This window comes from Neisseria sp. LACPHL-SPEC-2024-00856 (assembly GCF_047915665.1).
Lineage (GTDB): Bacteria > Pseudomonadota > Gammaproteobacteria > Burkholderiales > Neisseriaceae > Neisseria > Neisseria polysaccharea.
In genome coordinates this window covers 157,334-177,725 of the sequence record NZ_JBLRPR010000001.1, presented here as the reverse complement: position 1 = coordinate 177,725, position 20,392 = coordinate 157,334, and the positions used below count along the sequence as shown (strand labels likewise).

The 20,392-nt window shown below is 50.3% G+C and carries 23 protein-coding genes and 2 tRNA genes; 11 read left to right on the top strand and 14 right to left on the bottom strand.

Going from position 1 to position 20,392, the window contains the following annotated elements; genetic code table 11:
* Positions 1 to 52: 52 nt before the first annotated feature.
* Positions 53 to 499 carry an acyl-CoA thioester hydrolase YciA gene (gene yciA, locus ACNAU7_RS01045; protein WP_002230436.1) on the top strand — a complete coding sequence of 149 codons (447 nt, stop codon included), beginning with the start codon at positions 53 to 55 and terminating at the stop codon, positions 497 to 499.
* Positions 500 to 549: 50 nt separating this feature from the next.
* On the opposite strand, the gene ACNAU7_RS01040 is transcribed toward yciA, so the two are convergent.
* On the bottom strand, positions 550 to 1,371 hold the full coding sequence (locus ACNAU7_RS01040) for an SDR family oxidoreductase (RefSeq protein WP_118996939.1): 822 nt from the start codon (positions 1,369 to 1,371) through the stop codon (positions 550 to 552).
* A gap of 269 nt (positions 1,372 to 1,640) precedes the next feature.
* Here ACNAU7_RS01040 and ACNAU7_RS01035 point away from each other — a divergent pair, with 269 nt between their 5' ends.
* Positions 1,641 to 2,099, top strand: a complete 459-nt coding sequence (locus tag ACNAU7_RS01035) for a c-type cytochrome (RefSeq protein WP_013449144.1) — start codon at positions 1,641 to 1,643, stop codon at positions 2,097 to 2,099.
* Positions 2,100 to 2,262: 163 nt separating this feature from the next.
* Here the strand turns inward: ACNAU7_RS01035 and lst are convergent, their stop codons facing one another.
* Positions 2,263 to 3,378 carry an N-acetyllactosaminide alpha-2,3-sialyltransferase gene (gene lst, locus ACNAU7_RS01030; RefSeq protein ID WP_118792697.1) on the bottom strand — a complete coding sequence of 372 codons (1,116 nt, stop codon included), beginning with the start codon at positions 3,376 to 3,378 and terminating at the stop codon, positions 2,263 to 2,265.
* A 227-nt stretch (positions 3,379 to 3,605) separates the two neighbouring features.
* On the opposite strand from lst, the gene ACNAU7_RS01025 reads away from it, so the two are divergent.
* The 3 genes from ACNAU7_RS01025 (at position 3,606) to ACNAU7_RS01015 (ending at position 6,483) form a co-directional block, all read left to right on the top strand.
* Positions 3,606 to 3,746, top strand: a complete 141-nt coding sequence (locus tag ACNAU7_RS01025; protein WP_061375308.1) for a hypothetical protein — start codon at positions 3,606 to 3,608, stop codon at positions 3,744 to 3,746.
* A gap of 66 nt (positions 3,747 to 3,812) precedes the next feature.
* The gene (locus tag ACNAU7_RS01020) at positions 3,813 to 6,038 is read left to right on the top strand and encodes an NADP-dependent isocitrate dehydrogenase (protein WP_416299886.1); all 2,226 of its coding nucleotides are present in this window, start codon (positions 3,813 to 3,815) and stop codon (positions 6,036 to 6,038) included.
* Positions 6,039 to 6,180: 142 nt separating this feature from the next.
* Positions 6,181 to 6,483, top strand: a complete 303-nt coding sequence (locus ACNAU7_RS01015; RefSeq protein ID WP_107862445.1) for a hypothetical protein — start codon at positions 6,181 to 6,183, stop codon at positions 6,481 to 6,483.
* A 329-nt stretch (positions 6,484 to 6,812) separates the two neighbouring features.
* Here ACNAU7_RS01015 and ACNAU7_RS01010 read toward each other — a convergent pair.
* The 5 genes from ACNAU7_RS01010 to dut all read right to left on the bottom strand — a co-directional run bounded on the left by ACNAU7_RS01010 (position 6,813) and on the right by dut (position 9,802).
* Positions 6,813 to 6,902 (bottom strand) — tRNA-Ser (locus ACNAU7_RS01010).
* A gap of 75 nt (positions 6,903 to 6,977) precedes the next feature.
* Positions 6,978 to 7,068 (bottom strand) — tRNA-Ser (locus tag ACNAU7_RS01005).
* Positions 7,069 to 7,150: 82 nt separating this feature from the next.
* Positions 7,151 to 7,930, bottom strand: a complete 780-nt coding sequence (yaaA, locus tag ACNAU7_RS01000; RefSeq protein ID WP_416299884.1) for a peroxide stress protein YaaA — start codon at positions 7,928 to 7,930, stop codon at positions 7,151 to 7,153.
* A 155-nt stretch (positions 7,931 to 8,085) separates the two neighbouring features.
* The gene (gene dapC, locus ACNAU7_RS00995; RefSeq protein WP_416299882.1) at positions 8,086 to 9,273 is read right to left on the bottom strand and encodes a succinyldiaminopimelate transaminase; all 1,188 of its coding nucleotides are present in this window, start codon (positions 9,271 to 9,273) and stop codon (positions 8,086 to 8,088) included.
* Positions 9,274 to 9,349: 76 nt separating this feature from the next.
* A complete protein-coding gene (dut, locus tag ACNAU7_RS00990; protein ID WP_416299880.1) occupies positions 9,350 to 9,802 on the bottom strand; it encodes a dUTP diphosphatase in 453 nt (150 codons plus the stop codon).
* A gap of 144 nt (positions 9,803 to 9,946) precedes the next feature.
* Here dut and ACNAU7_RS00985 point away from each other — a divergent pair, with 144 nt between their 5' ends.
* Positions 9,947 to 10,654, top strand: a complete 708-nt coding sequence (locus ACNAU7_RS00985) for an AzlC family ABC transporter permease (RefSeq protein ID WP_416299878.1) — start codon at positions 9,947 to 9,949, stop codon at positions 10,652 to 10,654.
* Positions 10,651 to 10,959: an AzlD family protein gene (locus ACNAU7_RS00980; RefSeq protein WP_416299876.1), complete on the top strand. Its 309-nt coding sequence runs from the start codon at positions 10,651 to 10,653 to the stop codon at positions 10,957 to 10,959. The genes ACNAU7_RS00985 and ACNAU7_RS00980 overlap by 4 nt, the downstream gene beginning before the upstream one ends.
* Before the next feature lie 69 nt (positions 10,960 to 11,028).
* On the opposite strand, the gene ACNAU7_RS00975 is transcribed toward ACNAU7_RS00980, so the two are convergent.
* The 6 genes from ACNAU7_RS00975 to dnaB all read right to left on the bottom strand — a co-directional run bounded on the left by ACNAU7_RS00975 (position 11,029) and on the right by dnaB (position 15,883).
* Positions 11,029 to 11,502 carry a PilX family type IV pilin gene (locus tag ACNAU7_RS00975; protein ID WP_025457170.1) on the bottom strand — a complete coding sequence of 158 codons (474 nt, stop codon included), beginning with the start codon at positions 11,500 to 11,502 and terminating at the stop codon, positions 11,029 to 11,031.
* 1 nt (position 11,503) lies between these two features.
* Complete coding sequence (locus tag ACNAU7_RS00970) at positions 11,504 to 12,100, bottom strand: pilus assembly PilX family protein (RefSeq protein ID WP_301669785.1); 597 nt, start codon at positions 12,098 to 12,100, stop codon at positions 11,504 to 11,506.
* The gene (locus ACNAU7_RS00965) at positions 12,079 to 13,020 is read right to left on the bottom strand and encodes a PilW family protein (RefSeq protein WP_416299873.1); all 942 of its coding nucleotides are present in this window, start codon (positions 13,018 to 13,020) and stop codon (positions 12,079 to 12,081) included. The genes ACNAU7_RS00970 and ACNAU7_RS00965 overlap by 22 nt, the downstream gene beginning before the upstream one ends.
* The gene (pilV, locus tag ACNAU7_RS00960) at positions 13,017 to 13,628 is read right to left on the bottom strand and encodes a type IV pilus modification protein PilV (protein WP_416299871.1); all 612 of its coding nucleotides are present in this window, start codon (positions 13,626 to 13,628) and stop codon (positions 13,017 to 13,019) included. The genes ACNAU7_RS00965 and pilV overlap by 4 nt, the downstream gene beginning before the upstream one ends.
* 28 nt (positions 13,629 to 13,656) lie before the next feature.
* Complete coding sequence (locus tag ACNAU7_RS00955; protein WP_416299869.1) at positions 13,657 to 14,322, bottom strand: GspH/FimT family pseudopilin; 666 nt, start codon at positions 14,320 to 14,322, stop codon at positions 13,657 to 13,659.
* Positions 14,323 to 14,476: 154 nt separating this feature from the next.
* Positions 14,477 to 15,883, bottom strand: a complete 1,407-nt coding sequence (gene dnaB / locus ACNAU7_RS00950; protein ID WP_416299867.1) for a replicative DNA helicase — start codon at positions 15,881 to 15,883, stop codon at positions 14,477 to 14,479.
* 161 nt (positions 15,884 to 16,044) lie between these two features.
* Here dnaB and ACNAU7_RS00945 point away from each other — a divergent pair, with 161 nt between their 5' ends.
* Positions 16,045 to 16,626 (top strand): superoxide dismutase, encoded by a 582-nt coding sequence (locus ACNAU7_RS00945; RefSeq protein ID WP_416299865.1) that lies wholly within the window; start codon positions 16,045 to 16,047, stop codon positions 16,624 to 16,626.
* A 64-nt stretch (positions 16,627 to 16,690) separates the two neighbouring features.
* On the opposite strand, the gene ACNAU7_RS00940 is transcribed toward ACNAU7_RS00945, so the two are convergent.
* On the bottom strand, positions 16,691 to 17,023 hold the full coding sequence (locus ACNAU7_RS00940) for a hypothetical protein (RefSeq protein ID WP_416299863.1): 333 nt from the start codon (positions 17,021 to 17,023) through the stop codon (positions 16,691 to 16,693).
* Positions 17,024 to 17,203: 180 nt separating this feature from the next.
* Here ACNAU7_RS00940 and cysT point away from each other — a divergent pair, with 180 nt between their 5' ends.
* The 3 genes from cysT to ACNAU7_RS00925 all read left to right on the top strand — a co-directional run bounded on the left by cysT (position 17,204) and on the right by ACNAU7_RS00925 (position 20,357).
* On the top strand, positions 17,204 to 18,040 hold the full coding sequence (gene cysT / locus ACNAU7_RS00935) for a sulfate ABC transporter permease subunit CysT (protein WP_416299861.1): 837 nt from the start codon (positions 17,204 to 17,206) through the stop codon (positions 18,038 to 18,040).
* Between the two features lie 386 nt (positions 18,041 to 18,426).
* Complete coding sequence (gene cysW, locus ACNAU7_RS00930; protein WP_416299859.1) at positions 18,427 to 19,287, top strand: sulfate ABC transporter permease subunit CysW; 861 nt, start codon at positions 18,427 to 18,429, stop codon at positions 19,285 to 19,287.
* Positions 19,284 to 20,357, top strand: coding sequence for a sulfate/molybdate ABC transporter ATP-binding protein (locus ACNAU7_RS00925; protein WP_416299857.1), 1,074 nt, complete (start codon positions 19,284 to 19,286; stop codon positions 20,355 to 20,357). The genes cysW and ACNAU7_RS00925 overlap by 4 nt, the downstream gene beginning before the upstream one ends.
* Positions 20,358 to 20,392 lie beyond the last annotated feature (35 nt).

The window sequence follows — 20,392 nt, the reverse complement described above, 5'->3', positions numbered from 1 at the left end:
TTCGGGCAGGGGTGCAGGTCCGATTTATCTTTCAATAAAACAAGGAAACTTTATGCAGCACGAAGAAGGCAACCGCCAACGCCCTCAAGGCGAACTGCTCCTGCGTACCGTCGCTATGCCGCGCGATACCAATCCCAACCAAGACATTTTCGGCGGCTGGATTATGTCGCAGATGGATTTGGGCGGCGGCATATTGGCGGCGGAAATCGCGCGGGGACGCATCGTTACCGTCGCCGTTCAGGAAATGAACTTCATCCGCCCGGTCAAGGTCGGCAACGTCGTCTGCTGCTACGGGCATTGCGTCCGCGTGGGCAACACCTCGCTCCAGCTTAAAGTGGAAGTCTGGGTGAAAACTTTGATGAACGATTGCGTTACCGAAGACCGCCACCTCGTAACCGAGGCGGTGTTCACTTATGTCGCCATCGATGCGGAAGGCAATCCGCGCCCGATTCCGAAAGAAGGCAACCCCAAATTGTCGGGCTTATTGCCTACTCCGTGAAAATACCCGTAAAAATGCCGTCTGAAACTGTCTTCAGACGGCATTCCGCATCATTTGAACCAAGACCTGATGCGGGAAAACAGCGACATACTCTGTTTTTCAAAGTCTTCCCGCACTTCCGGCACGGCTTTTTTTATGACCTTCATTCCTGCAAAAGTCTGCGCCACGGGCATAATTTCAATCGTGTTCACATTCATATGCGCCGGCCGGCGGTACAGCCACAATGCGGTTTCCGCAATATCTTCGGGGCGGATAAATTCCACACCCTCATACACGCCCGTCGCCCTCTCGTCATCGCCTTTGAAGCGCACATTGGAAAACTCCGTATTGCCGCACAAACCCGGTTCGATATTGGTAACGCGGATGTTCTTATCCGCCAACTCTGTGCGCAAATTCAGGCTAAACTGGCGCACAAACGCCTTGGTCGCTCCGTAAACGTTGCTGCCGGCATAAGCATAATTGCCTGCAATCGAACCCAAATTCATCACATAACCGCCGCCTCGAGCCACCATTTGCGGCAAAATTTTGCGCGTCAGAAACGTCAAACCCAAAACATTGGTTTGAATCATTGTTTCCCAATCTTCAAAATCCGCCTTGTCCGCCGTGTCCAAACCCAAAGCCAGCCCGGCATTGTTGATGAGGCAGTCGATGTCGGAAAATTCATCGGGGATGCCGTTTAAGGCGTTTTCCACCGACTCGCGGCGCGACACGTCCATTTCCAAAGGGTAAAACAAAGCACCCAATTCATCCGCCAAGGCCTGAAGCCTGTCCGCACGACGCGCCGCACCGATAACGCGGTATCCCGCCCCGACAAACGCGCGGCACATCGCTTCGCCGAATCCTGCCGAAGCACCGGTAATTAAAACAGCCATTGTTTTTCCTTTCTTTCTCGTTTCCCAAACCTGTTTCAGGTATCATAACGCCCTTCAGACGGCATCGCGCCGGCTGAAAATGACAACAACCATACCACCACGACAGGACACATTCAATATGTTTCAACACACAGGACGACACATAAAGCGTCGCCCTATGTGCCGTCCTGATTCGGAAGGGATTGCACCCTTCCCAAATAAAATCTGATTCTACCGCCCCGAAGGACGGATGTCCAAGTGGGCGGGGTTTCAACCGAAAAGGAAACACGATGAACATTCAAACCCGCCTTGCCGCAACCGCCCTCGCCCTATTCCTTTCCGCCTGCGGAAACGGCGGCGCGCCCGCACAGCCCAAAGGCGAAATTTCCGAAAACCGCACCGCCGCGTTCAAATCTATGATGCCCGACTTCTCGCGTATGGGCAAAATGGTCAAAGGCGAAGAGCCTTACGATGTCGAAAAATTCAAACAGGCTGCCGCGGCGTTTGCCGAAAGCAGCAAGAAACCGTTTACGCTTTTTGATTCCGATCCGCAAGGCAACGGCCGCGCCCTGCCAGCCGTTTGGTCGGATGGTGCAAAATTTGAAGCCGAAAAAACAAAATTCGCCGCCGCCGTCGAAAAACTCAACGCCGCCGCCCAAACCGGCAAACTGGACGAAATCAAAGCCGCCTACGGCGAAACCGGCGCAAGCTGCAAATCCTGCCACGACAGCTTCCGCGCGCCCGAATAACATCCAAAACAAAACAATGCCGTCTGAAGCCTTCAGACGGCATTTTCTTTGCCATTTCAGCACACGCAAAGCAATCAGAAATTATCGTCAATTCAAAAAATACGCCATATCCTGATTTTTGCCTTACTTACTCCGCCATTTTCTATTTTGATTTGCTATGCGATTAATCTTTATCGTCAAATGTCAAAATCGGGATGCCGGATTGGGTAAACAGGGCATACACCGGCTTAAGCCAATAATCTTCCGGAAGGGAAGCCGGTTTCAATGCGTAAACGTGCACATTGGGAAAATCCTTCATCGTCAACGCCGCGCCGCTGAAAAAGGTATAAATTTCATACCTCGTATGCGGGTTTTTCTTAATCTCGCGCAAAATATAGTCTTCGATGACATAGGGCGAATTTAATGTGGTTACGCCGGAAAGCCCGTAGGTTTGGCGGGGATGCGGCGCGACATATTGTATTTTGAAGTTTTTTGCCGCCTTTTCCGAAATTTCCTTCATTTCTTTGTCGGGCGAACCCAAAAGTATCCGCACCGTGCCGCCCGTTTCATCCCCCGCCTTCAGTTCGGACGCATCGAACAGCGGCAGGTAAGTCATCTTGCGGCGGCCGTCGTCCATAATGTTTTTCAAACCCTTGAATATCGTGTAATGCTCGTCGGAAGCATTGCGGGTTTTGGCGATGCTCCAATCTCCGATCATCATTCGGGCAAAATTACGCTTGATCGTCCCGTTTACAGAAAACTCATCGCCCAAATAGCTGCTGCTTTGAATTAAATTGCCTGTCCCGTCGTCAAAGGTTTTGATTTCCGCATCCGGGTAAGTACTCAAAAAGGCGGCAATGCTGACTTTTTCCAAACTTGCCAAATAAATCCGCTTGACCTTCGGCAGCAGCATCGACTTTACCTTCAGCTCCGCCATCGTCGGAATGAAATCAAACGATTTGTTCAAACCGTAGGGCAGGTAGAAAAAATACGCCCGCTCCGCCTTATCCTTTATCTGATTGAAATAATAATCGTATTTTTCATTCCTGTTTTCAGACATCAGCACCACATAAAACCGCTCCCCCGGATGCTGCGCCATAATCCTTTCTGCCACCTTCATCTGCAATATGGTATAGCAGAAAATCAGATTGACCGGTTCCCCCTCTTCATTGAAGAGTTTGTCCTTCAGCAGGGAAACCGCATTCCTTTCCCCCTGATTTACCCGGTCAAATGTATAAAATATCCCGAAGCAAAAAACAATCAGGCACAACACGGTCAAACAAGCCTTTTTCAAGCCCATATCCCTAAAACTCCATTCCGACAAATTGAACATACGCCCCGAGTGTCCCGGGGCGGAAAAATGCGGAATTTTAGCAGATATTCCAACAGTTACCGAATATTATAGTGGTTTAAATTTAAATCAGGACAAGGCGACGAAGCCGCAGACAGTACAAGCAGTACGACAAGGCGAGGCAACGCTGTACTGGTTTAAATTTAAACCACTATAAAATCAATTTCACCGAAAATATGCCGCCGCACATCATGCACAGCACCTCCGACACCGCCGCCAAACGCGGGAAAACCATTTCCCCCTTCCTTTCACGTCGCCGCGTTCAAACACGCCAAGATCGAACAAAGCGCGAACAAAGCCGCCAAAATATGCCATAATAGCCGCGCACATTCCCCGCGCAATGTGTTCCAAAAGAAAAAACCAACCTACAAGAGAATAATCCTATGACTCAAAAATCCACCATTGTTTATACCCATACCGACGAAGCCCCCGCGCTGGCGACCCAATCGCTGCTGCCGATTGTACAGGCTTTTGCCCGCCACGCCGATATTGATGTCAAAACCAGCGACATTTCCCTGTCCAGCCGTATTTTGGCGGCGTTTCCCGAATACCTGACCGAAGCGCAGCGCGTACCCGACGCGCTTGCCGAATTGGGCGAACTGGTAAAACAACCCGATGCAAACGTAATCAAACTGCCGAACATCAGTGCATCCGTACCTCAACTGACCGCCGCGATTAAAGAATTGCAGTCTAAAGGCTTTGCCGTTCCCGATTATCCTGCCGACCCTCAAACCGATGAAGAAAAAGCCGTGCGCGAACGCTACGACCGCATCAAAGGCAGCGCGGTAAACCCTGTTTTGCGCGAAGGCAACTCCGACCGCCGCGCACCTAAAGCAGTGAAAAACTTTGCCAAAAAAAATCCGCACAGCATGGGCGCATGGACCAAAGACTCCAAAACCCACGTTGCCACCATGCAAAGCGGCGACTTTTTCCATAACGAACAATCCGTTACCGTACCCGATGCGACTTCCGTATCCATCGTATTCACCGACAAACAAGGCAACAAAAAAGAGCTGCGCGCGCCCGTCGCCCTGAAAGCCGGCGAAATCATCGACGCAACCGTGATGAGCAAAAAAGCCCTGCTCGCCTTCCTTGCCGAACAAGTGCAAGACGCAAAAGCTAAAGGCGTATTGTTCTCGCTGCATATGAAAGCCACGATGATGAAAGTGTCCGACCCGATTATCTTCGGACACGCCGTCAAAGTGTTCTTCGCGCCTGTATTTGAAAAATTCGGCGACAAACTGGCTGCCGCAGGCGTCAACGTCAACAACGGCTTCGGCAACCTGCTTGCCAATTTGGACAAACTGGATGCGGACACCCGCGCTGCCGTTGAAGCTGAAATCGCCGCCGTTTACGCCGCCAACCCCGATTTGGCGATGGTCGATTCCGACAAAGGCATCACCAACCTGCACGTTCCCAGCGATGTCATCGTTGATGCCTCTATGCCTGCGATGATTCGTAACTCCGGCCGTATGTGGGATAAAGACGGCAAAGCGCAAGACACCAAAGCCGTGATTCCCGACAGCAGCTATGCCGGCGTTTACCAAGCAACCATCGACTTCTGCCGCGAACATGGCGCGTTCGACCCGACAACAATGGGTACAGTACCCAATGTCGGGCTGATGGCGCAGGCAGCCGAAGAATACGGTTCGCACAACAAAACTTTTGAAATCGAAGCCGACGGTCAGGTTCAAGTAGTTGATGCGGCAGGAAAAGTCCTGATGCAGCACGACGTTGAAGCAGGCGACATCTGGCGTATGTGCCAAACCAAAGACGCTCCGATTAAAGACTGGGTGCAACTCGCCGTCAACCGTGCCCGTCTGAGCAATACGCCCGCCGTGTTCTGGCTCGACGAAAACCGTCCGCACGACAAGAGCCTGCTCGCCAAGGTTAAAGCCTACCTTGCCGAACTGGATACCGACGGCCTCGATATCCGCGTCCTCGCTCCCGAAGAAGCCGCCAAGTTCAGCCTGGGCCGTCTGAAAAACGGCGAAGACACCATTTCCGTAACCGGCAACGTCCTGCGCGACTACCTGACCGACTTGTTCCCGATTTTGGAACTGGGTACCAGCGCGAAAATGCTGTCTATCGTCCCATTGATGAACGGCGGCGGTATGTTTGAAACCGGCGCGGGCGGTTCTGCACCGAAACATGTCCAACAATTCCTCGAAGAAAACCACTTGCGTTGGGACTCTTTGGGCGAATTCCTCGCGCTTGCCGTATCGTTTGAACATTTGGCGCAAAAAACCGGCAACGCCAAAGCCCAAGTCCTCGCCGACACTTTGGATGCAGCCACCGAAAAACTGCTGTTGAACGACAAATCGCCTAAACGCAAAGCAGGCGAACTCGACAACCGCGGCAGCCATTTCTACCTCACCCTCTATTGGGCGCAAGAATTGGCAGCGCAAGACAAAGATGCCGAACTGAAAGCCGCATTTGCGCCATTGGCAGCCGCTTTGACTGCTGACGAAGCCAAAATCGTTGAAGAACTCTCTGCCGTACAAGGCAAAGCGGTCGACATCGGCGGCTACTACGCAGCCAATCCTGAAAAAGCCGCACAAGCGATGCGCCCAAGCGCAACCTTTAATCAGGCACTAAACACCTTATAAGCACAAAGGTAAAAATGCCGTCTGAACATTCGTCGTTCAGACGGCATTAGTTATTCCTATCTGCCTGATTATGATTAAACGCCGCACCCATTGGATATAAATCATATAATCTTTAGTTTTGACCCTACGGAAAGACAATAATATGAAAGCTATTCCAACCATCCTGATTAGCATCCTTTTGGCAACCGCCCTTCCTGCATCCGCACACGGTATGCATAAGAGCAAACCCCTGACTATGGACGAGCTGCCTCCGATTTGCCAACAATATTTCAAACGCGCCGAGACCTGTTACAACAAAGCCGGAAACAAAGCAGATTTCGCACGCAACAACACCAAATTCCTATTCCAAGCCCTGCCTGCCGCCGATTTGGGACAGCGTAAGCAAATGTGCCAAATCGCTATGGATTCGTTTGCAGAAAAAACCCGCAATCTGAATTGCGAATAAAGCCGCATCAGCAATAACAATGCCGTCTGAAACAATGATTTCAGACGGCATTCTCACATCAAAACGCGCGGCTTGATAAAACCCGCCTTCCCCGCATCCCTGACCCAAACAGGATTAAACGGAGTAACGGCTTTAACCATTATGGTAAGTTCCCATTCCAAAAAATGACCATACAAATTAATACCATAAAACATTAATAAAAAGCGTCTGCCGATTGCGGTTTGTTGCAGGGCGTTACGAAAAATCAGGGTAAATCGATGATTTTTATATAGTAATTGACACAACTTGAACAAAAAAGAACCGCCCTGATTCAGGGCGGTTATGTTTTCTGGCGGAAACGGTGGGATTCGAACCCACGGAGGATTTGCACCCTCAGCGGATTTCGAGTCCGCTGCATTCAGCCTCTCTGCCACGTTTCCGATAATGCAGTAAAACCAAATAAAAATACAATATTTGCTACTATTGCATTCTTATTTGGTTCTACTCTCAAGAAATGGCGGAAGCGGTGAGATTCGAACTCACGGAGGGCTATCAACCCTCGACGGTTTTCAAGACCGTTGCATTAAACCGCTCTGCCACGCTTCCGTCTTCTTGAAGAGTAGGAATAATAATGAAGTTTATACATTTTGCCAAGCACTTTTTTCGGAAAATACTTAATTTATTGTTTTCACTTTATTTGTTCCGAACGCATAAACACCCATTCGCTTTCATTGGAAGCCGCATCATTGAATGCGTAGCCTTCGTAATTAAAATTTTTCAGCATTTCAGGATCGGTAATATTGTGTTCTGCCGCATAGCGCACCATTAATCCGCGTGCGCGCTTGGCATAGAAACTGATAATTTTATATTTGCCGTTTTTCTCATCTTTAAATATCGGGGTAATCAGCCGCACCCGAAGTTTTTTCGTGTTGACGGACTTGAAATATTCCTGTGAGGCAAGGTTGACAAGCGTATTGCTGCCTGCTTGGGCAAGCGTATCATTTAAAAGGTTGGTAATGATGTCGCCCCAAAACTCATACAAATTCTTGCCGCGCAAATTGGCGAAGGGCGTTCCCATTTCCAGGCGGTAGGGCTGCATTAGGTCTAATGGGCGCAGAAGACCGTACAAACCAGAAAGCAGACGGACATGGTTTTGCAGATATTGTATTTGATCGGTATTCAATGTGTTTGCATCCATACCTTCGTAAACATCGCCGTTGAACATAAAGACCGCCTGTTTGGCGTTTTCCGGCGTAAACGGCGTGTGCCATTCTGCATTGCGCTGCGCGTTTAAGAGGGCAATTTTGTCGGAAACGTGCATCAGTTCGGCAATCTGTTGCGGAGCAAGCTCGCGCAGCTGCTGCATTAGAATTTCGGACTCTGCCAGCAGGTCGGGTTGGGTAAACTCGCTGACAGGGGCAGGGTCTTTTTCGTTAAGGTTTTTCGCAGGGGAAAGGACAAAAAACATAATCTGCTCGGTATAGTGTAAAACGTCGGAATTTTAGATTTAAAAGCATCCTCAGGCAAGCCAATTAATTGTGGTGCAAATACCGTTATAATAAATACATCTTGATGGTGTTAAAAAATGCCGTCAGGAAAAGTTCAGACGGCATTTTTTATTCTTTACCGATACAGTGAAACTATGTCTTCCGCAGCTTTGACACAAGTTGCGACATCGGCAACCAAAGCGATACGCACATAACCTTCCCCAGGATTGCCCTGTTCGGTATCCCGTGCCAAAAAACGTCCGGGCAATACTTGGATAGCGGCTTTTTGCCATAAATTGCGTGCAAATGCCAAATCGTCGCCATCGGGGACTTTCAACCAGATGTAAAACGAGGCATCCGGTAATTTAACGTCAAATACCTGTTGCAAAATGGGAATAACGCGCTCAAATTTTTCCTGATACATACGGCGGTTGTCGATAACGTGCTGTTCGTCATCCCAAGCGGCAATGCTTGCGCGCTGCACGGGAATGCTCATTGCGCTGCCGTGATAGGTTCTGTAAAGCAGAAAGTTTTTAAGCAGTTCGGCATCGCCAGCGACAAAACCGGAACGCAGGCCCGGAACATTGGACCGCTTGGACAAACTGGTGAACATAAGCAGTTTTTGTCTGCTTCGACCCAACTGTGCAGCGGCTTGCAGGCAGCCCAAAGGTTTGTTGCCGTCGAAATAGATTTCGGAATAGCATTCATCCGAGGCAATAATGAAACCATATTTATCCTGTAAATCAAAAACTTCTTTCCAGCCATCCAAATCCAGCACGCTGCCGCTGGGGTTGTTGGGCGAACAAACAAATACCATCTTGGTGCGGTGCCAAATTTCTTCGGGAACGCTGCCCCAGTCCGGATTGAAAGACGGCGCGGGGCAATTAGCAAAATGGATTTCACCGCCGCCCAAAAGTGTCGCACCTTCATAAATCTGATAAAAGGGATTCGGGCTGACAATTGCGGGTTTGATGCCGTCTGAAACAGGGTTCAACACGGTTTGAACAAAAGAAAACAACGCCTCCCTACTGCCTAAAACCGGCAGAATTTCATTATCCGGATTGACCGTCAAGCCGTCATAACGGCGTTTTAACCAGTTCGCACACGCCTGACGCAGTTCAGGCAAACCGGCCGTCAGCGGATATTTTTCCAACTCATGCAATGAGGCGGTCAGCGCATCTGTAATGACTTTCGGTGTCGGATGTTTCGGTTCGCCGATGTGAAGGGGGACGGCTTCCACGCCTTCGGGCGCGGAAATGCCCTGCATCGCTTCACGCAGTCGGGCAAAGGGATAGGGTTTGAGTTGGTTAAGTAAGGTATTCATAATGTTCTCCGGTTGTCGGTATATCGGAAGATATGCCGTCTGAACCTGACGGCACCCATCAGACGGCATTTTATATTCAATGCAAACCCGTACTGCCGAAACCGCCCTCACCCCGGCTGCTTCCGACAAATTCTTCGACACGTTTGAAATGCGCCTGCACGATTGGCACGATAACCATCTGCGCGATACGCTCAAACGGCTTGACAGTAAACGGCTCGCTGCTTCTGTTCCATAACGACACCTTCAATTCCCCTTGATAATCGGAGTCGATCAAACCGACCAAATTGCCCAAAACAATGCCGTGTTTATGCCCCAAGCCGGAACGGGGCAGCAAAACGGCGGCATATGAAGGATCGGCCAAATAAATTGCCAAACCGGTCGGCACAAGCAACGTTTCGCCCGGCTGCAAAACGACTTCCTCATCCAAACAGGCGCGCAAGTCCAAACCGGCAGAACCCGCCGTCGCATAGGCAGGGATAAAATCCGCCATCCTCTCGTCCAACACTTTCATTTCTACTTCAATATTCATCGTCTTGCTCCTGCATACGGCCAGTTTCAAAGATGGGAGATTATACACAAGCCGTGTTTACGCTGAAACACGGCAAATCGGTTTTGTTTTGAAATCCGTTGCCAATGTATAATACCCGCCCTTCCGGTTATGAAGACGAACATTATGCACACACCTTCCCCGCATAACGAATTTATACGCGGCATCAAAGAAAGTTCGCCTATGCTGATTGGGCTTTTGCCTTGGGCATTAATACTCGGTATGCAGGGTGGGCAAAAAGGTATGACTTGGCTGGAAATGTTGCTGATGACCGGTATGAACTTCGCCGGCGGCTCCGAATTTACCACGGTCAACCTGTGGGCGGAACCTCTGCCGATACTGCTTATCGCCACCGTAACCTTTATGATTAATTCTCGGCATATCCTGATGGGGGCGGCACTTGCCCCGCACCTAAAAGAAATACCGCTGAAAAAAGCCGTGCCCGCACTGTTTTTTATGTGTGATGAAAGCTGGGCGATGGCATTCTCCGAAATCCAAAAGCGGAAAGCAGCAGGTTTGCCCGCATTCAATATGCCTTTTTATATGGGCGTATGCTTTATCCTCTACATTACTTGGATAGGATTTGCCGCATTCGGCGCGGCAGTAGGACCCGTGTTCGGCAATGTGGACGCTTGGGGATTCGGTATGGCGTTTCCTGCCGTATTTCTGGTTTTATTGAGAGGGATGTGGAAAAGTTTTTCCGCATCAAGACCATGGTTTGTCAGCCTGATTGTTGCATCCGCCGTTTACCTGACCGTTGACGGCGCGTGGTATGTTCCTGCCGGCGCACTGTCCGGCTTGTTGTCCGCTTATTTTTGGAGTGGGTGGAAATGAAAGATTTATTGTCGTTCCCACCATTCCTGCTGTTTTCCTGTATGCTTGCCGTTACCTACTCTACCCGGCTGATCGGCTTTTTCGCACTGCGTAACCGAACCCTAAGCCGCCGCGCCCAAACCATTATGGAAGCCGCGCCGGGCTGCGTCCTGATTTCCGTCATTGCCCCCTATTTCGTATCCGACAAGCCGCACGAACTTATCGCCATCGCGTTAACCGCCTTGGCAGCCTGCCGCTTTTCTATGTTGCCTACCGTATTGATAGGGGTCGGCTCGTCAGGCATCTTAGGATGGTTGATGACATAATTCATTTCAAAATGTCCGTAAAAAATGCCGTCTGAACATTGATTTTCAGACGGCATTGGCAAAACAGCCCTATTTTTTACGATTAGAGAAAGCTTCACAGCCGGCATCCGCGGACAAAGTCTCCGAATAGGCTCGGGCAGAAGCGGCATCACGGCATTTGTATCCGTCGCCCACGCTGTTCATCCATACCGACAAAGTATAACCCGTCCCCGCCTTCGGAACGCCGACCAACCTGTATGCCCTTGATTTTGCCGCATCGACAAATTCCCCCGAAACACTATATTTTTCGGCAATTTTCGGGTTCATCCTATAAGCCGGCGCAAACTTCTTCAGTTCCGTTTCAAGGTTCTGATTACTTTCCCCGGGATTTTTCAAAATAATCTGTTTGAAAGCATTGTTGATACTGACCATCTCCGTATAAAGCTGGGACTGATAGCCTTTTTCAATATAACTTTGATAAGAAGGTATGGCAATGACGCTGATAATGCCGAGTATCGCGACGACTATCATTACCTCAACCAATGTAAACCCTTTTTGTTCCATTTTATTGCTCATCATTATTGCTTACATAAGATTGAAGGACGACCACGGTATTGGCATTCTTACCCCAAGCCTTGGCAGTAACCCTATAAATATTCTGACCGTTCTTCACACCCAAATATTCGATAATATAACGCGGCATTTTGCTGACGCTTCCCGTACCTTTCCCATATACCATCCCTTTATTGTCAATGCACAGGTTGGTAGAATTTGCAGGACAAAAACGCTTCACCGCCTCAACGGTGGGCTTGCCTTGCACCACGATATTGTCAAAAGCCTCTTCATTATCATTATTTGTCCGCACATTCACTGCGGTACACAGGCCGTTTTCACAATTTTCGCTAAATGTAACCTTACTGTCCGTAGTATATTCCAAATCCAAAACCTGAAATTCGCCGTCCCGCAAAGCCGCCTCGGCTAAAGACAAAGCCAATTTCCTGTCTGATTCGTTGGCACTGATCCTCTGCTCGGTATTGTAAGACTGCGCGGCAGTTACAACCAAAAAGGCCACGACGATCATAACCATCAGCACGATAAACAGTGCGAACCCCCTCTGTCCGTCAGAAGTCGGGATTCCCGTCAAAGCGTTCTGTTTGCGCATACATTTCCCCCGCGTATTGTCGCATCGATACGGTAAGCATAAATATTATTGTCTGAAGAAGCGGCAATCTTGGCATCGGTACCGCTATTCAATAAAACCTCCACCCCGGCGGGCGTAACAGCACCTTTGGAGCTGTCAAATTTATCCGTATATTTGAATTTTTCCTCTTTGCCGACATCTTCATCTTCAGGGCAGTCGGAAACATAGATATACCGCACATTCATATGGGTAATCTTTTTCACGAGCAACTGGGGATTACCCCACCCGCCGTTATCATTCAATTGGAAGCGGAACAAACCCTCCTCATCAGAAATCTTGCCGACCGCATAGGCATTGACCTCATGCCTTTGACGCGCAATATTGCCATCTTGCCTGTTATCCGTATCCGGAATCTTCAATTCTTTTTTTACATTTTCTAATGTAGAGATTTGCTTGCCCGGTTTTGATATTGCGGCACAACTGCTGACGACGGTAGTCGCGGCGTTTGCATTAGCATCGTCGATACCGTATTGGAAAATCAATGCCTTACCGGATTGGGTAAAACCCGGATAACCGATATTTCCAGATTCCGCTACGGGGATAAGTTTATCTATGCCTTTGCTTTTTAAGGAAAAAGGAGAATTTTGTTGCGTCGTATCGGAAACAACATCAGTTGTAGTATGCTCGGACATATTGAAACAACCGAAGCCCCCTGCCATTCTTGCATCGCGGACAATCAATGTTGCCGCATTCCGCAAATCCTGTTGCGCGGTAAGACGCTCGTTTGCCGCATCATTTAATTTCCGGGATGTAAAGTAACTCGATCCGACCGCCATCAGGACAATCATACTGAGCAGGCCCGCAACCAGAAATTCAACAATGGTAAAACCTTTCATACCATCATAACTGCCTTTTGGTACGTTTAGCATTTTACGTTTCATTCCCGACCTCCGACCCTTGCCTGATAGGTATATACGATATTGTCGCCGTTCGCTTCAAGATTCGTATGTGCAATATCCGAATCCCCTGCCGAATCATTTACCCACAATACTTTAATTAAAGTATCTCCGTTTGCCTTATTGTCGCAATTTGAAGAAAAAGCACCGCTGTCGGACAATGTCGGCGCGTTACCCGACGAATCTTTGCAGACGGCGTAATGAATGGCTGCCGCATCCGGCAAGGCATTTTTCAATTCATAACCGAACCTGTCCAACTGGGCTTTTGCCAAATCCTTCTTGCTTTTCAAATTATTAAGCGTGAAATCGCCGTCGGAGGAAGCGGGGGTGTACGACCCTGTGTAAAGATTATAGTTTTTCTTGTTGCTGTCCGAATCAATGGTCGGATTAATCAACATCCCTTCCATCAGGTTTTGCGTGATTTGGCTGACGATGGTTTGCGTTTCCGCTTCCCTGACGGAAGCGACTGTCCGCAACTGCACGGACAGCAATGCCAAAATACCGATGGTCAGAACGAGCATAGCAACCAAAACTTCTATCAGCGCCATACCGGACTGGGGATTTTTCAGGCGGAAGCAATCATTATTCTTCATTTTTTATTTCCCAAACCGACTAAAACAGTCATTGACGTTGGCATACGGCGCGCGTATCGTTTCTAGGACAAACCTCAACCCTGCCGCTGCCGTCAATCAAAACCACTGCCGAACGGAATTTCTTTTCATCGGCAGAAACCGCCTTCGCATCTGTCAACACGATTTGGATATAACCGTCAGAGTAAACAAATCTGGAAGTGCGCGTGAGATTCTGATCGGACGAATAGCCGAATGCCCCGTTTTGGTTGAAAGTCCAAACAACACGGTCGGCAGTCGGCTGTGTCTGACCGAAAGCGATATGGTTGAAGGCATAATTAATCCGGCTGTCGTCGGCATCATTCAACACCACGCTGCGGAGAAAAACATCCGCAGCATCGCCGTCATATGCCTTATTGCCGTTTTTGTCGCCGAAAGCCAACATTCCCTGCCCCTTCTTACTGAAGTCGCATTGGTTGTTGACCGTACCGTCTTTTTTAACTTGAACAGGACAGATATAGACAGGGAGATTGAGCCGGACGGCTTCGCCCCTGGAGAAACGCAAAAGGTTGGCAACCTGCTCCGCGTGACTGGCAATGCGGCGCGATGCAATCCACCGGCTCATACTGGGGAGGGCTATCATCGCCATAATGGCTGCAATGACCATCACGATGAGCAGCTCTATTAGCGTGAAACCTTGTTGTTTTCGTGTACACATAAGCAATAGGACGTTAACTGGTAATGTATTTTCAATTATATGCCGTCTTAATGCAAAAATGCCTCAAGACCGCGTTTTATTTTTTAGGGCAATCTCTAAGCATGATTTTAAACGATTTTGCCTGATTTCGCCTAATAAATTTTTATATAGCCATTTAATCTTCTATCTTTGCCTCCTCGGGAATATAGGCAGCATTGTCGAATTTGGTAAACTGCCCCATCCATGTCAGGAAAACTTTTCCGACCGGGCCGTTACGGTGTTTACCGATGATACATTCGGCAAGGCCTTTCATGGGCGAGTCTTGGTTGTAGTATTCGTCGCGGTACATAAACATAATCAGGTCGGCATCCTGCTCGATAGCACCGGATTCGCGGAGGTCGGACATCATCGGGCGTTTGTCGGTACGCGATTCGACCGTCCTGCTCAACTGAGACAAAGCGATGATAGGAACCTGCAATTCTTTCGCCAACGCTTTAAGCGAACGTGAAATCTCTCCCAGCTCCGAAGCTCGGTTGTCGGAACGGCCGGATCCCGCCATCAGTTGCAGGTAGTCAATGACGATCAATCCAAGCTTATTGTTAAATTGACGGGCGAGACGGCGGGCACGGGCGCGCAGCTCGAGGGCGGTCAGATTCGGGGTTTCGTCAATAAACATAGGCGCGTCGGAAAGTTTGACGACTGCCTCATTCAAACGCCCCCAATGTTCGTCTTCCAACCTGCCTGTTTTCAAGACGCTTTGATCCAACCGTCCGACCGAGCCGAGCATACGCATGACCAGTTGCGCACCGCCCATCTCCATCGAGAAGACGGCAACGGGCAGCTTGCCCTCTACGGCAACGTGTTCCGCAATATTGATCGAAAAGGCGGTCTTACCCATAGACGGACGACCGGCGACGATAATCAGGTCGCCGGGCTGCAGACCCGAGGTTTTTTTGTCGAGGTCGATGAACCCCGTCGGCACTCCAGTAACTTCATCGGGATTGTCGCGCGAGTAGAGCATATCGATGCGCTGTACGACTTCTTTCAGCAAATCGGGCATCTCCAAAAAGCCCTGCTTGGATTTGGCCGTGCTTTCGGCGATTTGGAATACTTTGTTTTCCGCCTCGTCCAAAAGCTGACCCGCGTCCCTGCCTTGCGGATTGTATGCGCTGCGTGCGATTTCCGTCCCCACTTCGGCGAGCTGGCGCATGATGGAACGCTCGCGCACGATTTCGGCATAGCGGCGGATGTTGGCGGCAGACGGGGTGTTTTGCGCCAGCGTAATCAGATATTCAAATCCGCCTGCCGCTTCCAATTCTTCGTTCCGCTGCAAATCTTCCTGAACCGTAATCACATCTGCGGGACGGCTCTCATTGATTAATTTGGCAATGGATCGGAAAATCAGGCGGTGTTCATGCCGGTAGAAATCCTCTCCCGAAACCACATCGGCAATCCTGTCCCATGCCGGATTTTCCAGCATCAACCCGCCCAAAACGGATTGTTCCGCCTCCATCGAATGTGGAGGCAGCGACAATGCGCCGATCTCACGGTCTTCAGACGGCATGGCTGTGTAATCGTTCATGGTACATCCTATCTGTCGTGCCGAAATTGCAATCTTCTATTATAGCGTAAAGCAGGTTTAATTGGTTTCCATCCCTCAAAACAGGTAAAATATGTGCGCTGCCGAGCTATTTGCAGCACACTGCCAAAATACAACATTTAAAACAATATTAGGAGCACAAAATGGAACATAAGCTGCCGCAACTGCCTTATGAACTGGACGCATTGTCCCCGCATCTGAGCAAAGAGACTTTGGAATTCCACTACGGCAAACACCATCAAACCTACATCACCAACCTGAACAATCAAATCAAAGGCACCGAATTTGAAAACCTGCCTTTGGAAGAGATTGTGAAAAAATCTTCGGGCGGCGTGTTCAACAACGCGGCACAAACTTGGAACCACACCTTCTACTGGCTGGGTTTCACGTCCAAAGGTCAAGGCAAACCTGCCGACGAACTGGCCGCCGCCATCGACGCCAAATGGGGAAGCTTCGAGAAATTCCAAGAAGCATTCTCCGCTTGCGCTGCCGGTACTTTCGGCTCCGGTTGGGCATGGCTGGTGAAAACCCCTGCCGGCGGATTGGATTTGGTTTCCACTTCCAACGCAGCAACTCCGCTGACCACTGAAAACACGCCGCTGCTGACCTGCGACGTGTGGGAACACGCCTATTACATCGACTACCGCAACAGCCGTCCCAACTACCTGAAAGGTTTCTGGGAAATCGTCAACTGGGACGAAGTCGCCAAACGTTTTGCCGCATAAGCCGCAAACCGACAAAATGCCGTCTGAACACATTTCAGACGGCATTTTTTACGGGAAATCCGAATCAATATCCGCAGGCGCAAGCGTCGCCGTGGTGTCCGCAACCTTTAGCCGCTTCAAGCCACGCGACGTCATCACCGTCAAACTCTTCCACTTCGTCAAACTCGCCGCGTTCCACCATGGCGCACAACTCTTCAAGGCTTTCCGCGCCTTCCACCCAAAAACAGGGAATGCCCGGCGGCGTATCGGGCGCAAGCAGTGCCGCCACGCCGTCATGCCACGCAATCCAATAACCGTTGTCCGTGCGGACGAATTGTGCGTTTTCGTTGACCGACTCGCCTTCCGTGCCCTCCAGCATACGTTCCGCAATGTCCGCCTGAAAAGATAAAATCTGCATAAGTGTTCCTTTATATGATGGTTTTCCGTCAAAACAAGGCGTTATTTTAGAACATCGCGCCCGCTTGAGAAACTGCCAACCGCTTTATAACAAATTCGTCTTTGTACCAAACTTTCCATTCTTTCCGTTTTTCAGACGGCATCGTTAAAGTAATGCCTTTATTTTCCACCCTTACCGACCATGTTACTGCTCAAAACACCCGGTGTCCTTCCCGGCTTCAAACTCAGCCTCGGGCTGACCGTATTGTGCCTGTCGCTGCTTGTGGTCTTGCCGTTTGCGATGATGGCGGCGAAAGCGGCGGAAATCGGCTGGGGCGGCTTTTGGAACACGATTGCCGAGCCGAACGTGTTGGCGGCGGTGTGGCTGAGTTTGCGGATGTCGTTTTATGCGATGCTGACCAATGTCGTGTTCGGCACGCTGGTGGCGTGGGTATTGGTGCGTTATGAATTCCCGGGCAAGGGTCTGGCGAACGCGCTGGTCGATTTGCCGTTTGCGCTGCCGACGGCGGTTACGGGTATCGCGTTGGCGACCCTGTATGCGCCCAACGGCTGGATAGGCCGTTTTTTCGAGCCTTTGGGTATCAAAATCGCGTTTACGCCCGTCGGCATTTGGATTTCGCTGATTGTCGTCAGCCTGCCCTTTATCGTCCGCGCCGTGCAGCCGGTATTGGAGGAATTGTCGGGCGAATATGAGGAAGCGGCGGCAACTTTGGGGGCAAACTGCTTCACGACGTTCCGCCGCGTGCTGCTGCCGGAAATCACGCCGTCACTCTTGACCGGCGCTGGCATGATGTTCGCGCGGGCAACGGGGGAATACGGTTCGGTGATTTTTATCGCGGGCAACATTCCGATGGTTTCCGAAATCTTGCCGCTGATTATTACGGGCAAGTTGGAACAGTTCGACGTACAGGGCGCGTCGGCAGTAGCGTTGTTTATGTTGATGATTTCGTTTGTCATCCTGCTTGCGCTGAACGTGATGCAGTGGGCGTTGGGCAGGCGTTCGGGCGCGAAGGGTTGATAGGCCGTCTGAAAAACGTAGGTCGGATTCTTAAATCTGATGTTTTGACACCTGGAACTGAAACACCGGAACACCGGATATTTTGTCGGATTCAAGAATCCGACCTGCCTTCTAAAAAGGTCGTCTGAAAACCTGAACTACGCTGTTGCCGTCATTCCCGCGCAGGCGGGAATCCACCACAAGGCAACAGGAAAACAGAAAATCAATAAGGCAGCCGAAATTCACTAATGGATTCCCGCCTGCGCGGGAATGACAGCAGCTAGACTTTTTTATTTCTCTTTTAACATAAAAGATAAAAGGTCGTCTGAAAACGAATCCGCTCCCCAAAACACAGTTTTTCAGACGACCTCCGAACATTTTAAAACCAACCAGGGAACACCACCGCCATGAAACCCTATTCCGCCAATCCCAACCTGACCGAACCGCGCCGGCTGCGCGTGTTGCTGATTGCCGCCGCGCTGGGCTTTCTGCTGCTGATGCTGGTCGTGCCGCTCGTCGCCGTGTTTTACGAAGCCTTAAAAGGCGGTTGGGATTTGTACCTGAAATCCTTAAACGATCCCGAAGCGTGGTCTGCCATCAAATTGACGCTGATTACCGCGCTGATTGTCGTCCCCGTCAATGCCGTCTTGGGCGTGGCGATGGCGTGGCTGCTGACCCGTTTTGATTTTCGCGGCAAGCAGTTGCTGACCACCCTGCTCGATTTGCCGTTTTCCGTATCGCCTGTGGTAGCCGGTTTGATGTTCGTCTTATTGTTCGGTGCGCACACGGCATTGGGTAGCTGGCTCGAAGCGCAAGGCATACAGATTATCTTCGCCATCCCCGGCATTGTTTTGGCGGCGCTGTTCGTTACCTTCCCCTTTGTCGCACGCGAAATCATTCCTTTAATGCAGGCGCAAGGCGACAGCGAAGAACAGGCCGCGCTGATACTCGGCGCAAGCGGCTGGCAGATGTTTTGGCGCGTTACCCTGCCCAACATCAAATGGGCGTTACTCTACGGCATCATCCTCACCAACGCCCGCGCGATGGGCGAATTCGGCGCGGTCAGCGTGGTATCGGGACACATACGCGGCGAGACCAACACCATCCCGCTTTTGGTTGAAATCTTCTACAACGAATACAACTTCACCGGCGCATTCGCCCTCTCCGGCGTATTGGCACTTTTAGCACTGGCGACGCTGGCGGTGCAGAACATCATCACCAAATTACAAGACAAAAAACTCGCCGCCGCCGAAAGGAAAGCAGTATGAGCATCACCATTCAAAACTTAAACAAACACTTCGGCAATTTTCACGCGCTGAAAAACATCAACCTCAACGTCCCCACCGGCAAACTCGTTTCCCTGCTCGGCCCGTCCGGCTGCGGCAAAACCACACTCCTGCGCATCATCGCCGGACTGGAAAACGCCGACGACGGCAAGATTCTGTTTGACGGGCAAGACGTAACCGCCAAACATGTGCGCGAGCGCAAAGTCGGTTTCGTGTTCCAACACTACGCCCTTTTCCGCCATATGAACGTGTTTGACAACATCGCCTTCGGTTTGACCGTATTGCCCAAGCCAGAACGCCCGTCCAAAGAACAAATCCGCGCCAAAGTCGAAGAATTGCTCAAGCTCGTGCAGCTCTCGCATTTGGCAAAATCCTATCCGCACCAACTCTCCGGCGGGCAACGCCAGCGCATCGCCCTCGCCCGCGCGCTTGCGGTCGAACCGAAACTCCTGCTTTTGGACGAACCCTTCGGCGCGTTGGATGCCAAAGTACGCAAAGAATTACGCACCTGGCTGCGCGACATTCATCACAACCTCGGTGTAACCAGCATTCTGGTTACGCACGACCAAGAAGAAGCCCTCGAAGTTTCCGACGAAATCGTCGTGATGAACCACGGCAAAATCGAACAAACCGGCAGTGCCGAAGCCATTTACCGCAAACCCGAAAACGCCTTCGTTACCGAGTTCCTCGGCGAAACCGACGCTTTTGAAGGCAGAATCGAAAAAGGCATCTGGCATTACAACGGCTTCGCGTGGAAATTGGACGCACAATACAAATGGCAGGAGCAAACTGCCATCGGCTACATCCGTCCGCACGAATGGCAGATCGCCGCCGAAAACGAAACACCGATGATTTGTGCCGAAATCGAAAAAATCCACGCCGTCGGCGCATTGACGCACGTTTTGGTGAAACACGACAAACAAGACGTGCATATCACGCTGGCTGGCAGCGATGCCGCGCGTTACCCAATCGCTGAAGGTAAAGAATTAAACTTAATTCCAAAACAGGTTTATGTTTTTTCCCAAAACGAGCTGATTGAATATTCGATTTAACCCTGAAAGCATAATGCCGTCTGAAAGGCTTTCAG

Excerpts from the sequence above, each read along its gene's own strand:
- yciA (WP_002230436.1), top strand. The coding sequence starts at position 53 with ATGCAGCACGAAGAAGGCAACCGCCAACGCCCTCAAGGCGAACTGCTC.
- ACNAU7_RS01040 (WP_118996939.1), bottom strand. The coding sequence starts at position 1,371 with ATGGCTGTTTTAATTACCGGTGCTTCGGCAGGATTCGGCGAAGCGATG.
- ACNAU7_RS01035 (WP_013449144.1), top strand. The coding sequence starts at position 1,641 with ATGAACATTCAAACCCGCCTTGCCGCAACCGCCCTCGCCCTATTCCTT.
- lst (WP_118792697.1), bottom strand. The coding sequence starts at position 3,378 with ATGGGCTTGAAAAAGGCTTGTTTGACCGTGTTGTGCCTGATTGTTTTT.
- ACNAU7_RS01025 (WP_061375308.1), top strand. The coding sequence starts at position 3,606 with ATGCCGCCGCACATCATGCACAGCACCTCCGACACCGCCGCCAAACGC.
- ACNAU7_RS01020 (WP_416299886.1), top strand. The coding sequence starts at position 3,813 with ATGACTCAAAAATCCACCATTGTTTATACCCATACCGACGAAGCCCCC.
- ACNAU7_RS01015 (WP_107862445.1), top strand. The coding sequence starts at position 6,181 with ATGAAAGCTATTCCAACCATCCTGATTAGCATCCTTTTGGCAACCGCC.
- yaaA (WP_416299884.1), bottom strand. The coding sequence starts at position 7,930 with ATGTTTTTTGTCCTTTCCCCTGCGAAAAACCTTAACGAAAAAGACCCT.
- dapC (WP_416299882.1), bottom strand. The coding sequence starts at position 9,273 with ATGAATACCTTACTTAACCAACTCAAACCCTATCCCTTTGCCCGACTG.
- dut (WP_416299880.1), bottom strand. The coding sequence starts at position 9,802 with ATGAATATTGAAGTAGAAATGAAAGTGTTGGACGAGAGGATGGCGGAT.
- ACNAU7_RS00985 (WP_416299878.1), top strand. The coding sequence starts at position 9,947 with ATGCACACACCTTCCCCGCATAACGAATTTATACGCGGCATCAAAGAA.
- ACNAU7_RS00980 (WP_416299876.1), top strand. The coding sequence starts at position 10,651 with ATGAAAGATTTATTGTCGTTCCCACCATTCCTGCTGTTTTCCTGTATG.
- ACNAU7_RS00975 (WP_025457170.1), bottom strand. The coding sequence starts at position 11,502 with ATGGAACAAAAAGGGTTTACATTGGTTGAGGTAATGATAGTCGTCGCG.
- ACNAU7_RS00970 (WP_301669785.1), bottom strand. The coding sequence starts at position 12,100 with ATGCGCAAACAGAACGCTTTGACGGGAATCCCGACTTCTGACGGACAG.
- ACNAU7_RS00965 (WP_416299873.1), bottom strand. The coding sequence starts at position 13,020 with ATGAAACGTAAAATGCTAAACGTACCAAAAGGCAGTTATGATGGTATG.
- pilV (WP_416299871.1), bottom strand. The coding sequence starts at position 13,628 with ATGAAGAATAATGATTGCTTCCGCCTGAAAAATCCCCAGTCCGGTATG.
- ACNAU7_RS00955 (WP_416299869.1), bottom strand. The coding sequence starts at position 14,322 with ATGTGTACACGAAAACAACAAGGTTTCACGCTAATAGAGCTGCTCATC.
- dnaB (WP_416299867.1), bottom strand. The coding sequence starts at position 15,883 with ATGAACGATTACACAGCCATGCCGTCTGAAGACCGTGAGATCGGCGCA.
- ACNAU7_RS00945 (WP_416299865.1), top strand. The coding sequence starts at position 16,045 with ATGGAACATAAGCTGCCGCAACTGCCTTATGAACTGGACGCATTGTCC.
- ACNAU7_RS00940 (WP_416299863.1), bottom strand. The coding sequence starts at position 17,023 with ATGCAGATTTTATCTTTTCAGGCGGACATTGCGGAACGTATGCTGGAG.
- cysT (WP_416299861.1), top strand. The coding sequence starts at position 17,204 with ATGTTACTGCTCAAAACACCCGGTGTCCTTCCCGGCTTCAAACTCAGC.
- cysW (WP_416299859.1), top strand. The coding sequence starts at position 18,427 with ATGAAACCCTATTCCGCCAATCCCAACCTGACCGAACCGCGCCGGCTG.
- ACNAU7_RS00925 (WP_416299857.1), top strand. The coding sequence starts at position 19,284 with ATGAGCATCACCATTCAAAACTTAAACAAACACTTCGGCAATTTTCAC.